General features: G+C 62.8%; 11 protein-coding genes and 1 pseudogene. 5 read left to right on the top strand and 7 right to left on the bottom strand.

The window, feature by feature from the left end; translation table 11 throughout:
* The first annotated feature begins 9 nt into the window (after window positions 1-9).
* The 5 genes and pseudogenes from GGR30_RS04355 to tsaE all read left to right on the top strand — a co-directional run.
* Window positions 10-1101, top strand: coding sequence for an alcohol dehydrogenase catalytic domain-containing protein (locus GGR30_RS04355; RefSeq protein ID WP_246413563.1), 1092 nt, complete (start codon window positions 10-12; stop codon window positions 1099-1101).
* On the top strand, window positions 1098-2135 hold the full coding sequence (locus GGR30_RS04350) for an NAD(P)-dependent alcohol dehydrogenase (protein WP_183482942.1): 1038 nt from the start codon (window positions 1098-1100) through the stop codon (window positions 2133-2135). The genes GGR30_RS04355 and GGR30_RS04350 overlap by 4 nt, the downstream gene beginning before the upstream one ends.
* Window positions 2136-2246: 111 nt before the next feature.
* The gene (locus GGR30_RS04345) at window positions 2247-3491 is read left to right on the top strand and encodes an MFS transporter (RefSeq protein ID WP_183482940.1); all 1245 of its coding nucleotides are present in this window, start codon (window positions 2247-2249) and stop codon (window positions 3489-3491) included.
* A 231-nt stretch (window positions 3492-3722) separates the two neighbouring features.
* Window positions 3723-6251 (top strand): PAS domain-containing sensor histidine kinase, encoded by a 2529-nt coding sequence (locus GGR30_RS04340; protein ID WP_246413561.1) that lies wholly within the window; start codon window positions 3723-3725, stop codon window positions 6249-6251.
* Window positions 6248-6667 (top strand): annotated as a pseudogene (gene tsaE / locus GGR30_RS04335) (tRNA (adenosine(37)-N6)-threonylcarbamoyltransferase complex ATPase subunit type 1 TsaE); the annotation flags it as partial. The gene GGR30_RS04340 and the pseudogene tsaE, both read left to right, overlap by 4 nt.
* A 174-nt stretch (window positions 6668-6841) precedes the next feature.
* On the opposite strand, the gene araD reads toward tsaE, so the two are convergent.
* From araD to ytfQ, 7 genes are all read right to left on the bottom strand, one after another.
* Window positions 6842-7534, bottom strand: a complete 693-nt coding sequence (gene araD / locus GGR30_RS04330; protein ID WP_183482936.1) for an L-ribulose-5-phosphate 4-epimerase AraD — start codon at window positions 7532-7534, stop codon at window positions 6842-6844.
* A 14-nt stretch (window positions 7535-7548) separates the two neighbouring features.
* Complete coding sequence (araA, locus tag GGR30_RS04325; RefSeq protein ID WP_183482934.1) at window positions 7549-9057, bottom strand: L-arabinose isomerase; 1509 nt, start codon at window positions 9055-9057, stop codon at window positions 7549-7551.
* 44 nt (window positions 9058-9101) lie between these two features.
* Window positions 9102-10760: a ribulokinase gene (locus GGR30_RS04320; RefSeq protein WP_183482932.1), complete on the bottom strand. Its 1659-nt coding sequence runs from the start codon at window positions 10758-10760 to the stop codon at window positions 9102-9104.
* A 76-nt stretch (window positions 10761-10836) separates the two neighbouring features.
* Window positions 10837-11808 carry a galactofuranose ABC transporter, permease protein YjfF gene (gene yjfF / locus GGR30_RS04315; RefSeq protein ID WP_183482930.1) on the bottom strand — a complete coding sequence of 324 codons (972 nt, stop codon included), beginning with the start codon at window positions 11806-11808 and terminating at the stop codon, window positions 10837-10839.
* Window positions 11805-12830 (bottom strand): ABC transporter permease, encoded by a 1026-nt coding sequence (locus GGR30_RS04310; RefSeq protein WP_183482928.1) that lies wholly within the window; start codon window positions 12828-12830, stop codon window positions 11805-11807. Before GGR30_RS04310 ends, yjfF begins: the two co-directional genes overlap by 4 nt.
* Window positions 12830-14347, bottom strand: coding sequence for a sugar ABC transporter ATP-binding protein (locus GGR30_RS04305; protein WP_183482926.1), 1518 nt, complete (start codon window positions 14345-14347; stop codon window positions 12830-12832). Before GGR30_RS04305 ends, GGR30_RS04310 begins: the two co-directional genes overlap by 1 nt.
* Window positions 14348-14441: 94 nt before the next feature.
* Window positions 14442-15392: a galactofuranose ABC transporter, galactofuranose-binding protein YtfQ gene (gene ytfQ / locus GGR30_RS04300; protein ID WP_183482924.1), complete on the bottom strand. Its 951-nt coding sequence runs from the start codon at window positions 15390-15392 to the stop codon at window positions 14442-14444.
* Window positions 15393-15440 lie beyond the last annotated feature (48 nt).

Genomic DNA, 15440 nt, shown 5'->3' with positions numbered 1-15440 from the left:
AGAATGACAATGACGATCCCCGAAACCATGCGCGCCGTGATCTGCTACGGGCCGGGCGACTACAGGATGGAAACCCGGCCGGTGCCGCGCCCGAAACCCGGCGAGGTGCTGGTCAAGGTTCTGGCGACAGGCGTGTGCGCCGGAGATGTGAAATGCTTTGCCGGAGCCCCGATGTTCTGGGGCGATGAAAGCCGTCCGGCCTATTGCGAGAGCGACGTCATTCCCGGCCATGAATTTGTCGGCGAGGTCGTGGAACTCGGCGAAGGGGCGGGCGAGAAATACGAGCTTTCGGTCGGCGATCATGCCGTATCGGAGCAGATCGTGCCCTGCGGCAAATGCCGCTTCTGCCAGTCGGGCGACTACTGGATGTGCCAGCCGCACGACATTTACGGCTTTCACCGCGAGACCCAGGGCGCCTGGGCGGAATATATGGTCTATCCGGCAAAGGCGCTGAACTACAAGCTGCCGGAAACGCTGTCGCCGCGCCACGGCGTCTTCGTCGAGCCGCTGGCCTGCTCGATCCATGCGGTCAATCGCGGCAATATCGGGCTCAACGATGTCGTCGTCATTTCCGGCTGTGGCGCGCTTGGGCTTGGCATGGTCGCCGCCGCCAGGCTGAAGAACCCGGCGAAGCTCGTCGCGCTCGATCTCAACCCGCATCGCCTCGAACTGGCGAAGAAGTGCGGTGCGGACATCGTGCTCAACCCGGCGGAAACCGATGTGGTCGGCGCGATCCGCGACATGACGGAAGGCTATGGCTGCGATGTCTATATCGAGGCGACGGGGGCGGGGAAATCGGTCGAACAGGGCCTGCTCGCCATTCGCAAGCTCGGCACTTTCGTGGAGTTTTCCGTGTTCCGGGACCTTGTTACCGTCGACTGGACGATCATCGGCGACAGCAAGGAGCTCGACATTCACGGCGCGCATCTGAGCCCGCGCACCTATCCCACCGCGATCCGCATGCTCGAACAGGGGCTGCTGCCGATTGACGAGATCCTCACCCATTTCCTGCCGCTGGAGGATTTCCGCAAGGGCATCGACATCGCCGCCGACGGCTCGCAATCGCTGAAGGTCGTTCTGGAACCGGGGAGGATGGCATGAAGGCGCTGGTGCTTGAGGAGAAGGGAAGGCTGGCGCTGCGGGAGATCGACCTCGGTCAGATCCTCGGCCCCGACGATGTGCGCATCCGCATCCACACAGTCGGCATCTGCGGCTCGGATGTTCACTACTACACCTATGGCAAAATCGGTCCCTTCGTCGTCAACGAGCCGATGGTGCTCGGCCATGAGGCCTCCGGTACGGTGGCGGAAGTCGGCGCCAATGTGCGGGATCTGAAAGTGGGCGACCGGGTGTGCATGGAACCCGGCATTCCCGATCCCAATTCGAAGGCGGCCAAGCTCGGCATCTACAATGTCGATCCGGCCGTCCGCTTCTGGGCGACGCCGCCGGTCCATGGCTGCCTCGTGCCCGAGGTCATTCATCCGGCCGCCTACACATTCAAGCTGCCGGATCATGTCAGCTTCGGCGAAGGTGCTATGGTCGAACCGTTTGCCATCGGCATGCAGGCGGCCCTGCGGGCGCGCATCAAGCCGGGCGACGTTGCCGCCGTTGCCGGCGCCGGTCCGATCGGGATGATGGTGGCGCTTGCCGCCCATGCCGGTGGCTGCTCGCGGGTGATCGTTTCCGATTTCAGTCAGCCGAAGCTTGATATCATTGGGCGTTATGATGGCATCGAAACCGTCAACCTCGGCGAGACGTCGATGGCCGAAGCGGTTCAAGAGAAGACCGGCGGCTGGGGCGCGGATATCGTGTTCGAATGTTCGGGCGCGCCGCCCGCGATCCTCGGGGTGTCCGAACTCGTTGCGCCAGGCGGCACGGTGGTTTTCGTCGGCATGCCGATCGACCCGGTTCCGGTCGATATCGTCGGCCTGCAGGCGCGCGAGGCGCGGATCGAGACGGTCTTCCGTTACGCCAATGTCTACGATCGGGCGATCGCGCTGATCGCCAGTGGCAAGGTCGATCTGAAACCGCTCATTTCCGACACGGTTCCGTTCGAGAAGTCTGTCGAGGCCTTCGACCGCGCCGTCGAACAGCGGCCGGAAGACGTGAAGGTCCAGATCGTGCTGGAGGGCTGAAGCCCGCCGCTTCATCAAAAACGCTGACGTCTGAAATCAGCGATATTGGATATTCATCTCTCTTGATCCCTGCTAGTTCTGGCCCGAGGCAATTTTCCGGGACAGGTTTTCATGAAACAGGCCGAACGCAGCGGATCCGACCGCGACATGCTGATCATCATGCTGGCCGGCGGGCTGGTGCTGGCGCTTTCTTTCGGCGTGCGATCGGTCTTTGGCGGCGTTGTGCTGCCCTTGTCGGATGATTTGTTTGCCGGCCGGATCGAGATATTCTCGCTGTCGATCGCCATCCAGAATCTCGTCTGGGGGCTGGCGCAGCCGTTTTTCGGCATGCTGGCCGACAAGTTCGGCGACCGGCGCGCGCTTTGGCTCGGTTTCGGCTGTTATGTCCTCGGCATGCTCATCTGCGTCGTCGGCGTCTCGCCCTTCGCCCAGCACATGGGCGCCGGCGTTCTCGTTGGCATGGGCGTTTCGGGCACGGCGTTCGGAACGGTTCTGGCCGTTGTCGGACGCGCCGCGCCTGCCGAAAAGCGCGGCTTCTATCTGGGCGTTGCCTCGGCCATGGGCTCGGCCGGTCAGGCGGTGCTGCCGCTGCTGACCGCGTTCCTGATCAGCCGTTTCGACTGGCAGACCACGCTCCTGATCATCACAGCGCTCTTGGCGCCGATGGCGCTTGCGATCCCCTTCCTGCACGTCAAGAACAAGGGCTCCGTCGCCGAGAACGATATCGACTTGCCGCAAACCATCCGCCATGCCTTCGGCCATGGAAGCTTCGTGATGCTGGCGGCGGGCTTTTTCGTCTGCGGTTTCCATCTCGCCTTCATCACTGCCCATCTGCCGAACTATGTGCAGAATTTCTGCACCGGCACGGCGCTTTCCGCGCCGGAACTGCGCGCGCTTGGCCTGAAAGCGCTGGCGCTTGCGGGTTTTGCCAATATCTTCGGCACGCTGATCGCCGCCCGGCTCGGCAATTTCTTCGCCAAGCCACATGTGCTGGCCTGCATTTATGCGCTGCGCGCGCTCGTCATCCTGGTGTTCATCTGGCTGCCGTTGACACCAGTTTCGGTGCTCATCTTCGGCCTTGTCATGGGCGTGCTCTGGCTTTCGACCGTGCCGCTGACGAGTGCGCTGATTGTGGTCATGTTCGGCCCGCGCGCCATGGGCACGCTGTTCGGCTTCGTGTTCTTAAGCCACCAGCTTGGCGGCTTTGCAGGTGTCTGGCTCGGCGGTGCCTGGTTCGACCGTTACGGCAATTACGACGTGATCTGGTATGCGGCAATCGCGCTCGGCATTCTCTCGGCGGCGATCCACCTGACGGTGCGCGAGCGCGCCGCCTCACCCATGGCCGCCGCTGCCTGATCCGCAGGGCTGGCCTTAACACTTCCGTAAGCATGATCGCATTAATCTCGTCCCGCCCTGAAAGCCGGGCGCCGGGCGAATATTTCCGTCGGACTCTTTTCGCGGATTCGCCAAGCGTCTATGTTTTGTCGAGGGCGATTCGATCCGGACGTTCCGGATCTTCTTGAGATGTGAATGGCCTCTTGAAGGCGGCTTTGGCGCTTTGCGGCTGCGCGACCCGCCGAAAGACAGATGCGGAAGAGACGAATGGAGCGGGGCGGCAAAAGCAACGAGGGCCGGAAGATTCGCGACAGGCGCGCAAAACGCGCGACGGCGCGGTGGCTCGCCGCAGGCACGGCGCTTTCCCTCTCCGCAGCGAACGCCTTTGCCCAGGCTACGGATACAGCGCCTGTGCTTTCCTCACGCGAGGTCATGGCGCTTTCGGCCTTTTGCGGCATTCTGGCGGCAACCGTGCTTTCGACCCTCTGGTTCATGCGCCTGCGCGGACGCACCGAGGCGGAAAACCAGCGTCTTGCCCTTGAACTCGAAAATCACCGCGAGCGGATAGCCAATCTGAAGGCGCTGAATGCCGAGCGCAACCGCCGGATTGTCTTCTGGGAAGGCCCGAAGGCACAGCCGGAATTTCTGGGCGCCCTTCCGGCAGAAGCCGGCGCACCCGAGGATGAGACGGCCTTTCTCGCTTTTGCCGATTGGCTTTCGCCGGGAAGCTCGAAGCAGCTTGAGGCAGCCATTTCCGCGCTGCGCAAGAAAGCAAAGGCCTTTGAGATGCTGGCCGAGGCCAGAAACGGCTATGTGCTGGAAGTCGTCGGCGGCACCACGGGCGGGCGCGCTCATGTGCGTTTCGGCGCGCTGGAAAGCATTCGCGCCGAGCTTGCCGAACTGAAGGTCGAACACAAGCGCCAGAAGGCAGTGCTCGCCCGGTTCGAAACCCTGTTCGATGCCGTCGACATGCCCTGCTGGCAGCGCGATGCGGATGGCGCTCTCATCTGGGCGAACCGCGCCTATGTCGAAGCGGTCGAGGGCGGTGAGCCGGAACAGGCGATCGCGGAAAATCGCATGCTGGTTGGCGCCGCCGTTCAGGAAAAGCTTGATGAAGCCGTTCGTGCGGGCACGCGCTTCGATGGCCGTCAACCGGTGGTGACCGGCGGCAGCCGCACCTTCTATGAACTGAGCGAGGTGCCGAATGGTGACGGATCGGCCGGCATCGCGCGGGACGTTTCCGAGCTGCAGAGCGCTGAAAACGCGTTGGAACAGACGCTTGAAAGTCATGCCGACACGCTCAATCACCTAAACACGGCGGTCGCGATCTTCGACGCTTCACGGCGGCTCACCTTCTACAACCAGGCTTTCGAAAAGCTTTGGAAGCTCGATATGGGCTTTCTCGAATCCCATCCCGACAATGGCGAACTGTTTGAGCGCCTGCGCGCCGACGGCAAACTGCCTGAACCGCACCAATGGCGCGAATGGAAGGAGAAGGCGCTCTCCGTCTATCGCGCCGTCGAACCGTACAACGATCTCTGGTACCTGCCGAGCGGCGAGACGCTGAGCGTGTTTGCCTCCGCCCATCCGCGCGGCGGCACCACCTGGGTGTTCGAGAACCATACCGAGCAAGTGGCTCTTAAGACGCGTTACAACACGCTGGTAAAGGTCCAGGGCGAGACCATTGACCATCTCTCCGAAGGCGTTGCCGTGTTCGGACCGGATGGCCGGCTGAAGCTCTCCAACCCCGCCTTCCTGGCGCTCTGGCGCATTGCCGACAAGGACGCGGCACCCGGCACCCATATCCGCGCGCTGATCGAGACCTGCGAGGATGATCCCGGCGCCAGCGACGGCTGGAAGCTCTTTGCGCGGATGATCACCTCTTTTGACGACGAGCGCGTTTCGCGGCAGGGCCGGCTCGATCTCGCCTCTGGCCTGGTGCTTGACTATGCCGTGACGCCGCTGCCGAACGCCCAGACCATGCTCACCTTCGTCAACAAGACGGATTCGGTGAAGGTGGAGCGGGCGCTGACGGAAAAGAACGATGCGTTGCGCAAGGCGGAGGAACTGAAGAACGCCTTCCTCGAACATGTTTCCCACGAGCTTCGCACGCCGCTGACATCGATCATGGGCTTTGCCGAGCTTTTGAAGGCGCCCGAGACGGGCGCGCTGACGCCGCGCCAGGGCAATTATGTCGATCACATCGCCAATTCCTCCTCAGTGCTGATGACCATCGTCAACGACATGATTGATCTGAAATCGGCCGATGCCGGCATTCTTCAACTGGAACTGGACCGGATGTCGCTCGACGATCTGATCGATTCCGTTGCGGACGACATTTCGAGCCGGTTGCAGGAAGGCGGCGTGACGCTGGAAATCACCGCGCCGCCAAAGCTTGGTGACATCACCGCCGATTTCCAGAGGTTGAAACAGGTGCTTCTGAAAATCCTGGGCAATGCCGTCAAATACGCTCCGCGCGGCTCGATCATCGCGCTGTCCTGCTGGCGTGAACAGGGAGATTTCGTCTTCACCGTCACCGATAACGGGCCGGGCATTGCCGATGATGCGCTCGAAAGCGTGTTCACCCGCTTTGAATCCGGCGGCCGCCAGGCGCAATATGCCGGCGCTGGTCTTGGCCTCGCCATTGTCGAAAGCTTTGTCGGCCTGCACAATGGCCGCGTCTTCATCGACAGTGAGCCAGGCGCCGGCACCACCGTTTCCTGCCGCATTCCCGACGCCACCGCCGAAAAGGGCGGGGCGGAAATCATCGCCGCGGAATGATGGAGCGCTTCCTCCCTGATGAGGCGGCGACGATCGCGCTTGCGGAAGAACTGGCGCCGCTTCTGAAGACAGGCGACTGTCTGGCGCTCTCCGGCGATCTCGGCATGGGAAAGTCCACCTTCGCCCGCGCGCTGATCCGCGCTCGCCTCGGGGAACCAGCGCTCGACGTGCCGAGCCCCACATTCACGCTCCTCCAGCTCTATGACGGTACGCCGGCGCTCTACCACTTCGATCTTTATCGCCTTTCCGATCCCGACGAGCTGATCGAGCTCGGTTTCGACGAAGCGCTTGAAGAAGGCATTAGCCTGATCGAATGGCCGGAGCGCGGGGAGGGTATGCTGCCTGAAGAAACGCTGACGCTTTCGTTTGACGAGGAAGGCAATGGCCGCCGGGTTCGGCTTTCCGGGCCGGATGCGCGGTGTGCGGAGTTGGCTGGCGCGTTCGGCTGATGGCTTTGCCGCAAGATTCATTTTGCCGGCCTGTAGACGGCAGGGCGAGAAGAACGGAAACGTGCGTGCAACACCATCCCCGCACTCTCTTCAGCGCGGAACGGCCCGCAAGGGCGCGTCCCGGTTCAGGGCCAGACGTCCCTATTCCGGTTGCCCGTAATAGGCCGTAGCGCCGTGCTTGCGCAGGAAATGCTTGTCGAGCAGCTCCTGTTCGATCGCCTGCAGGCCCGGATTGAGTTGCATCGACATCAGCGCCATCTCTGCGATGCATTCCACCGCAACGGCGACCTCGACGGCCTTCGCCACCGACTTGCCCCAGGTGAACGGCGCATGGCGGTTGACGAGAACGCCCGGAAAATCGAGCGGGTTCAGCCCCTTGAACCGTTCAAGGATGACATTGCCGGTCTCCCATTCGTAAGCGGACGCGATTTCCTCCGGCGTCATCTTCCGCGTCACCGGGATTTCGCCGTAGAAATAGTCGGCATGGGTGGTGCCGAAATTCGGGATTGGCTTGCCGGCCTGGGCGAAGGCGGTTGCCTTGGTCGAATGGGTGTGGACGACGCCGCCGATGCCCTCGAAGGCGAGCAGCAGGCAGCGATGCGTCGGCGTATCAGAGGAGGGCCGCATATTGCCCTCCACGATCTTTCCGTCGAAATCGACGATCACCATGTTCTCCGGCGACAGATCGTCATAATCGACGCCGGAGGGCTTGATGGCGAAGACGCCCTTGTCGCGATCGGCCGCACTTGCATTGCCGAAGGTCAGGTTGATCAGCCCGTGGCGTGGAAGCGCGAGGTTGGCCTCGTAAGCCTCGCGCCGGATTTCCGTATACATTGCGTACCCCCTTCTCAGGCCTTGATGCCAAGGCCGAGATGCCAGTAGATCTCGTTGTTGCGGAGATCCTGCTTGAAGCGATCGAGCTTGGTTTCGCCGTCGATGACCGCAAGTTCGATCCCCGCCATGGTGGCGAAATCGTCCAGCATCTCCGTCGTCACGTCATTGCTGTAGGCAGTGTGGTGTGCGCCGCCGGCAAGGATCCACGCCGAGAGCGCGGTCTTGAAGTCAGGCTTGCATTCCCAGACCGCGCGCGCAACCGGCAAGTTCGGCAGATCGGGATGCGGCACCGACGTCACCTCGTTGACCAGCAGACGGAAGCGGTTGCCCATGTCCATCAGCGAGGCATTCAGCGCCGGGCCGAGCTTCGCGTTGAAGACCATGCGGACCGGATCCGCCTTGCCGCCGATGCCGAGCGGATGGATCTCCACCTTCGGCGTGCCGTCGGCAATAGACGGGCAGACTTCCAGCATGTGCGAGCCGAGCACCTGCTCGTGACCCGGTGCCATGTGGTAGGTATAGTCCTCCATGAACGAGGTTGCCCCGCTCATGCCGTGGCCCATCACCTTCAGCGCGCGCACCAGCGCCACCGTCTTCCAGTCGCCCTCGCCGGCAAAACCGTAGCCTGCCGCCATCATCCGCTGTGCGGCCATGCCCGGCAGGGTCTCCATGCCGTGCAGGTCCTCGAACGTATCGGTGAAGCCCTTGAAGCCGCCGGCTTCCATGAAGGCCTTGAGGCCAAGCTCCTGGCGCGCGGTGTTGAGCAGCGCATCATGGCGTTCGCCGCCCTTCTTCAGCACATCGACAACGTCATACTGGTTCTCGTATTCGGCGGCGAGCGCTGCGACATCGTCGTCGGAAAGCGTGTTCATCACGTCCACGAGGTCCATGATGCCGTAGCCGTTGACGGAAAAGCCGAGCTTCATTTCGGCTGCCACCTTGTCGCCCTCGGTGACCGCGACCTCGCGCATATTGTCGCCGAAGCGGCAGAAGCGGCCGCCCTGCCAGTCGTCCCAGGCGCGCGCGGCGCGCATCCAGGCATCGATCCTCGCATGGACTTCCGGATCCGACCAGTGGCCGGAAACCACCTTGCGGCCAAGCCGCATGCGGGTGTGGATGAAGCCCGCCTCGCGGTCGCCATGGGCCGACTGGTTGAGGTTCATGTAGTCCATGTCGATCGTGTCCCACGGCAGTTCGCGGGCATATTGCGTATGGAAATGCAGGAAGGGCTTGTTGAGCATGGAAAGCCCGCGGATCCACATTTTCGACGGCGAGAATGTGTGCATCCAGAGAATAAGCCCGCCGCATTCGGGATCGGAATTGGCGCGCACGGCAAGCTCAGCGGCTTCCGCCGGGCTTTTGACGACGGGCTGCGGCACGATTTCGAGCGGCAGATTGCCGTCCTTGGAAAGGGCGGCGGCAATGGCGTTGAACTGCGCGTCGACTTCCGCCAGCGCTTCAGGCCCGTAAAGGTGCTGCGAGCCGCACACGAACCAGATCTTGAGGGGCTTCAGGCCGATCATGTTACTTAATCCTTCTCAAATAAACCGGGTTGAAAGCGCCAGCCTCAGCCGCGCACCTTGTCCCGAATTTCGATCAAATCCTTCATCACCTGGGACATGTCGCTGTCGCGGGTGATGCCGCCGAACCCGTCGTGGAGCGTCAGGTAGAGCCCGTAGAGCTCCTCGTAGATCGCGACGTTTTCGGGAATGGGGTCATAGCGGATGTCCTTCAGACCGGTCATCGCGCGCGTCGTTTCGCCTATATTCTCGTGCGATCCGCCAACGGCGGCGGCCGCCACGGCAGCCCCCAGCGCGCAGGTCTGGGCCGAACGGGTGACCAGCATGGTGCGGTTCATCACATCGGCATAGATCTGCATCAGCATCGGGTTCTTTTCGGCAATGCCGCCGGCGCAGACCACCTTGTCGATCGGCACGCCGAAATCCGTCATGCGCTCGACGATGGCGCGCGCGCCGAAGGCTGTCGCCTCAACGAGGGCGCGGTAGATTTCCGCACGGGTCGAATAGAGCGTCTGGCCGATCATCAGCCCCGTCAGCCGCTGGTCGACGAGGATGGTGCGGTTGCCATTGTTCCAGTCGAGCGCCAGAAGGCCGCTCTGGCCGGGCTTCATCGCCGTTGCTTCCTCCGTCAGTTCGCGGTGCAGGTCCGGCCCGCCCTGGCACACGCGTTCCACCCACCATTTGAAGATGTCGCCAACGGCCGACTGGCCTGCCTCGATGCCGAAGAAACCCGGCAGGATCGAGCCTTCTACAATGCCGCAGACGCCGGGAATGGTGTCGGACTTCGACAGGTCGACAATGGCGCAGTCGCAGGTCGACGTGCCGATGACCTTGACCAGCATGCCTTCCTCGATGCCGCAGCCGATCGAGCCCAGATGGTTGTCGAATGCGCCGGTGGCAATGGCGATGCCTTCCGGCAGGCCAAGCTTCTCCGCCCATTCGGCGCAGAGCGCGCCGGCGGGCACGGAGATGTCCTGCGCCGTGTCATAGAGACGGTCGCGCAGGTCGGCGATGGCGGGATCGAGCTTGCCGAGGAACTCCTTGTCCGGCAGGCCGCCCCATTTGGGGTTATAAAGCCCCTTGTGGCCGGCAGCGCAGACGCCGCGCTTGACGTCGGCCGGCGCCTTGACGCCGGCAAGCACGGAGGGAATCCAGTCGGCAAGCTCCACCCAGGATGCCGCCGCATCGAAAACGGAACGATCGACATTGAGGCAATGCCAGATCTTCGACCACCACCACTCCGACGAATAGGTATCGCCGACCATGGCGAGGTATTCCGGCCGCTCGTCCTTGCCGAGGGCGGTGATCTTCTCCGCCTCGCGCCAGCTCGTGTGGTCCTTCCACAGCCAGCAATAGGCGTTGAGATTGTCGGTGAAGCGTGGGTCCATCGACAGCGCGCCGTTGTTCTCATCGACCGGAAGCGGACTGGAGCCGGTCGAATCCACGCCGATCCCGATCACCTTCGCCGCGTCGAAGGCCTCATGCTTTGCCGCCTCGGCGAGCGCGCCGCGCACGCTCTCCTCAAGACCCTTCAGATAATCCGCCGGGCTCTGGCGGGCAAGCAGCGGGTCGGAGGGGTCAAGCAGCACGCCCTGGTCGCCGCTTGGGTAGTTGTAGACATGGGTTCCGTACTCAAAACCATCGTCGCAGCCCACAACGAGCGCGCGGACCGAATTGGTTCCGTAATCGATTCCGATGGAGAACATGGTGTGCCTCGTTCTTATTGTCTCGTTGTGTTACCGGCGCCGCCTTGCCTGTGCCGGTAACGTGTTTTTTTGTTGATCAGGGAGCCGCTGTGCGTTCGACCGTCAGTTTCAGCAGGCCCTTCTGCAGCACGATGAAGAGCAGAAGCAGAATGCCGATCGCGATCTTGGTCCACCAGCTGGAGAGCGTCCCGTCGAAGACGATGTAGGTCTGGATCAGGCCCATGGTCAACACGCCGAAAAGCGTGCCGAAGACGTAACCGGCGCCACCCGTCAGAAGCGTGCCGCCGATGACGACGGTCGCAATCGCCGTCAGTTCGGTCCCGACAGTTGCCAGCGGATAGCCCGAACCGGTGTAGATGGCGAAGACGATGCCGGACAGACCCGCCATGAAGCCGGAGAAGGCATAGATCATCACCGTGGTCTGGCCTATCTTCGAGCCCATCAGCGTCGCCGTCTGCTGACCGCCGCCAATCGCGAACACATTGGCGCCGAAACGGGTCTTGTGGGCAACGAAGTGACCGATGACGAAAGCGAGCAGCATGATCACGCCGATCAGCGTCAGCCGCCCCTTGCCGGGCATCAGCCAGTAAGCGCCCTGCAGCATGTCGAAGAAGGGATTGTCGATCGGCACGGAATCGATTGTCAGCATGTAGGCGACGCCGCGCGCCAGGAACATGCCGGCCAGCGTGACAATGAAGGCCGGCATGCCGAGCGTGTAGATCAACCAGCCCATGGCCGCGCCGAAGGCGGTCGTGACCGCCAGGAGCAGGGCGAAGACGACAAGCGGATGAAGGCCCGTATCCCGCAGAAGCACGGCGATGAACACGCCGGAAAAGGCGATCACCGAGCCGACGGAAAGATCGATCCCGCCCGACAGGATCACCACCGTCATGCCGACGGCGACGATGCCGAGATAGGCGTTGTCGGTCAGAAGATTGCCCGCCACCCGGGTCGACAGCATGAACGGAAACTGGATGTAGCAGATCGCATAGGCCACGATGAAGATGGCGATGGTGGCAAACAGGGGATAGAGACGCGGATTTTTCATTTGCCTGCCTCCTGCCGGGCTTCGGGTTTGGCCCGCCCCGCAAACAGGTTCTGCTTCAGGAATTTCAGGTCGCCGGTGATGTTGGGCGACTGCAGCACCAGGATGATGACGACCAGCACCGCCTTGATCACCAGATTGTATTCCGACGGGAAGCCCGCCAGAAGGATGCCGGTGTCGATGGTCTGGATGATCATCGCGCCGATGACGGCGGCCGAGATCGAGAAGCGGCCGCCCATCAGGGAATTGCCGCCGATGACGGTGGCAAGCACGGCATCAAGCTCGAGCCAGAGCCCGGCATTGTTGGCGTCCGCGCCGCGGATATCCGCCGTGATGATGATGCCGGCAAGGGCCGCGCAGAAGCCCGACGCCATGTAGACGGCGATCAGCAGAACCCGCGCATTGACGCCGGCAAGGGCGCTTGCCCGCCGGTTGACGCCGATCGATTCGATCAGAAGGCCAAGCGCGGTGCGACGGACGAGGAAGATGACCAGCGCCGCCGTCAGCACCCAGATCCAGACCGGCACCGGAATGCCGAGAACATCGCCGGAGCCGAGAAAGGCGAAACTCGGCAGATTGAAGGTCAGGATCCGCCCCTCGGTGATCAACTGCGCGATGCCCCGCCCGGAGATCATCAGGATCAGCGTCGCGACAATCGGCTGGATGCCGATGAAGGCGACCAGAATGCCGTTGAAAAGGCCAGCAGCAAGCCCTGCGGCGATCGCCGTGACAAGCGCCGGCACAAGGCCGTAACCGCTTGCGATCGTCGCCGCGCCGACCGCGCCGGAGATCGCGATCACGGTGCCGACCGAAAGGTCGATCCCGCGCGTCGCGACCACGAGCGTCATGCCGATCGCCAGCAGGGCTACGGGCGCACCCCGTTTCAGAACATCGATCACCGGCCCGACAAAGCGTCCGCCGGAATATTCGACCTGCAGGAAGGTCGGGAAGAATAGGCTCACCAGCCCCACCAGGAAGACGAGCGTGACAAGCTGCGGGATGACCCGCTTCAGACCGCCGGGCATCAGACCGCCTCCCTTTTCTCGGCGGCCGATGTGGCGATCGCCTTGACGATGTTTTCCGTGGCGATTTCAGCCCCCGTCAGTTCGGCGACATGGCGGCGGTCGCGCACGACGATGACCCGGTCGGAGACCGCGATCAGTTCGTCGAGTTCGGAGGAGATGATCAGGATCGACATGCCCTCGGCCGTGATCTGGTGAATGAGATGCAGGATTTCGGCATGCGCCCCGACATCGATGCCGCGCGTCGGCTCATCAAGGATGAGGAAGCGCGGGTTCATCGCCAGCCAGCGGGCAAGCACCACCTTTTGCTGGTTGCCGCCCGACAGTTCGCCGACCGGTTTTTCAGCGCTCGAGGTGCGGATGTCGAGCTTTTCGATGTAATCGGCGGCAAGCCGCGCCTGTTCGCCCCGGCTGATCGGCCGCGCCCAGCCGCGCCGCGCCTGCAGCGCCAGCGCGATGTTTTCGCGCACCGAGAGATCGGCGATGATGCCGTCGGTCTTGCGGTCTTCCGGGGCAAAGCCGAAGCCCGCGGCGATCGCGTCGCGCGGACTGCCGATCGAGATTTTGCCGTTCTCATCCGAGACCGTCCCCGATTGGGCTGTGCGCACGCCGAAGACAAGTTCCGCCGTCTCCGTGCGGCCAGAGCCGAGCAGCCCGGCAAGGCCGATGACCTCACCCTTGTGCACATCGAGATCGAAGGGCTCGACATAGTTCTTCCGTCCGACGCCCTTGAAGCTGAGGAGCGGCTTTTCGCCGACGCGTCCCGCCGTATCGCGCTGGCCGCCGATCTCCTCGGCCTCGTCCAGTTCGCGGCCGAGCATGTGGGAAATCAGCCGCATCCGGTCGAGTTCGGCGGTCTTTTCCGTGGTGATCTTGCAGCCGTTTCGAAGCACCGTCAGCCTGTCCGTCAGTTCGAACACCTGGTCGAGGAAGTGCGAAACGAAAATGATGCCGAGACCCTTGTCGCGCAATTGCCGGACGACATCGAACAGCATCTCGACCTCGCGCGTATCAAGGCTTGCCGTCGGCTCGTCGAGGATCAGCACCTTGCCGGACAGCGCCACCGCGCGGGCAATGGCGACAATCTGCTGGACGGCGACGGAATAGCTGCCAAGGTCGCGGTTGACGTCGATATCGAGGCCGTAGCCTTCCAGCATCGCCTCGGCATCGCGGAGCATGGCGCGCCCGTCGATAATGCCGAAGCGGCGTTTTTCGCGCCCGAAGACAAGGTTCTGGGCAACGGTGAGGTTCGGCAGGAGGTTCACTTCCTGGTAGACCGTGCCGATGCCGAGATCCTGCGCTTCCAGCGTGGAGCGCGGCGAGATGGTCTCGCCATTCAGCGTGATGACGCCCGAATCGCGGCTATAGGCCCCGGTCAGGCATTTGATGAGGGTCGATTTGCCGGCGCCATTTTCGCCGAGAAGGGCGTGAATCTCGCCGGCTTCAAGCTCGAACGAAACGTCATCGAGCGCCTTCATGCCGACAAAGGTCTTGGTCAGGTTTTTGATTGTCAGAAGCATTTCCCAGCACCTTGGATCGATCGCGCGGCGCCATGATCATGAACCGAGGCGGCCGGGACCCTGGAGTCCCGACCGCACCCGGGAGGAAGCGGACTTAGTAGCCGAGGCCCTTGCGGCGCTCGTATTCGCCCTGCGGATCGTCAGCCTGGGTATAGAGCTTGGATTCCGTCTGGATGAATTTCGGCGGCATGGTGCCATCGGCCCAGTAGGCTTCCAGCGCGTCGAAGGCGGGACCGGCCATGTTCGGGGTCAGTTCTACCGTGGCGTTGACCTCGCCCGCGGCCATGGCCTGGAAGTAGTCCGGCACGGCGTCGATGGCGACGACCAGAATGTCGGTGCCGGGCTTCAGGCCGGCTTCCTTGATCGCCTGAATGGCGCCGACGGCCATGTCGTCATTATGGGCATAGAGCGCGCAGATATCGGCGCCGCCGTTTTCGGCCTGCAGGAAGCTTTCCATGACTTCCTTGCCCTGCGAGCGGGTGAAGTCGCCGGTCTGACTGCGGACGATCTCGAGATTGTCGTGACCTTCCAGCGAATTGCGGAAACCGGTGGCGCGGTCGATGGCCGGCGACGAACCGGTCGTGCCCTGCAGTTCGACAACGCGGCAAGGCTGGTCGCCGACCGTATCCACCAGCCACTGGCCGGCCACTTCGCCCTCATGCACGAGGTTTGAGCCGACGGCCGTCAGGTAGAGGTCATCGGAACTGTCGACCTGGCGGTCGAGCAGGACCACCGGAATGTCGGCATCCTTGGCCTCTTCCAGCGCCGAATCCCAGCCGGTGGCGACGACCGGGGCGAGCAGGATGGCGTCGACGCCCTGGGCGACGAAGGCGCGGATGGCGGCGATCTGGTTTTCCTGTTTCTGCTGGGCATCGGAGAATTTCAGGTCGATGCCGCGTTCTTCCGCCTGCTGCTTGGTCAGCGTGGTTTCGGCCGCGCGCCAGCCCGATTCCGAGCCGATCTGCGAAAAGCCGACCGTCTGCGCCGAAGCGGCAGTCGCGGCGAGGGTGAATGCGGCGACGCCTGCAAGAAGTATCGATTTCATCAGTTTTGTCCTCCCGTTAGGAACAGATGGCAATCTGGATTGCCGTTC

The organism is Martelella radicis (assembly GCF_014196625.1).
GTDB classification, from domain to species: Bacteria; Pseudomonadota; Alphaproteobacteria; order Rhizobiales; family Rhizobiaceae; genus Martelella; species Martelella radicis.
The sequence above is the reverse complement of the archived record's forward strand: the minus strand, read 5'-3'. Positions and strand labels throughout refer to the sequence as shown.

Bases quoted from the DNA above. Each gene is read 5' to 3' on its own strand.
- GGR30_RS04355 (WP_246413563.1), top strand. From the start codon at position 10: ATGACGATCCCCGAAACCATGCGCGCCGTGATCTGCTACGGGCCGGGC.
- GGR30_RS04350 (WP_183482942.1), top strand. From the start codon at position 1,098: ATGAAGGCGCTGGTGCTTGAGGAGAAGGGAAGGCTGGCGCTGCGGGAG.
- GGR30_RS04345 (WP_183482940.1), top strand. From the start codon at position 2,247: ATGAAACAGGCCGAACGCAGCGGATCCGACCGCGACATGCTGATCATC.
- GGR30_RS04340 (WP_246413561.1), top strand. From the start codon at position 3,723: ATGCGGAAGAGACGAATGGAGCGGGGCGGCAAAAGCAACGAGGGCCGG.
- araD (WP_183482936.1), bottom strand. From the start codon at position 7,534: ATGTATACGGAAATCCGGCGCGAGGCTTACGAGGCCAACCTCGCGCTT.
- araA (WP_183482934.1), bottom strand. From the start codon at position 9,057: ATGATCGGCCTGAAGCCCCTCAAGATCTGGTTCGTGTGCGGCTCGCAG.
- GGR30_RS04320 (WP_183482932.1), bottom strand. From the start codon at position 10,760: ATGTTCTCCATCGGAATCGATTACGGAACCAATTCGGTCCGCGCGCTC.
- yjfF (WP_183482930.1), bottom strand. From the start codon at position 11,808: ATGAAAAATCCGCGTCTCTATCCCCTGTTTGCCACCATCGCCATCTTC.
- GGR30_RS04310 (WP_183482928.1), bottom strand. From the start codon at position 12,830: ATGCCCGGCGGTCTGAAGCGGGTCATCCCGCAGCTTGTCACGCTCGTC.
- GGR30_RS04305 (WP_183482926.1), bottom strand. From the start codon at position 14,347: ATGCTTCTGACAATCAAAAACCTGACCAAGACCTTTGTCGGCATGAAG.
- ytfQ (WP_183482924.1), bottom strand. From the start codon at position 15,392: ATGAAATCGATACTTCTTGCAGGCGTCGCCGCATTCACCCTCGCCGCG.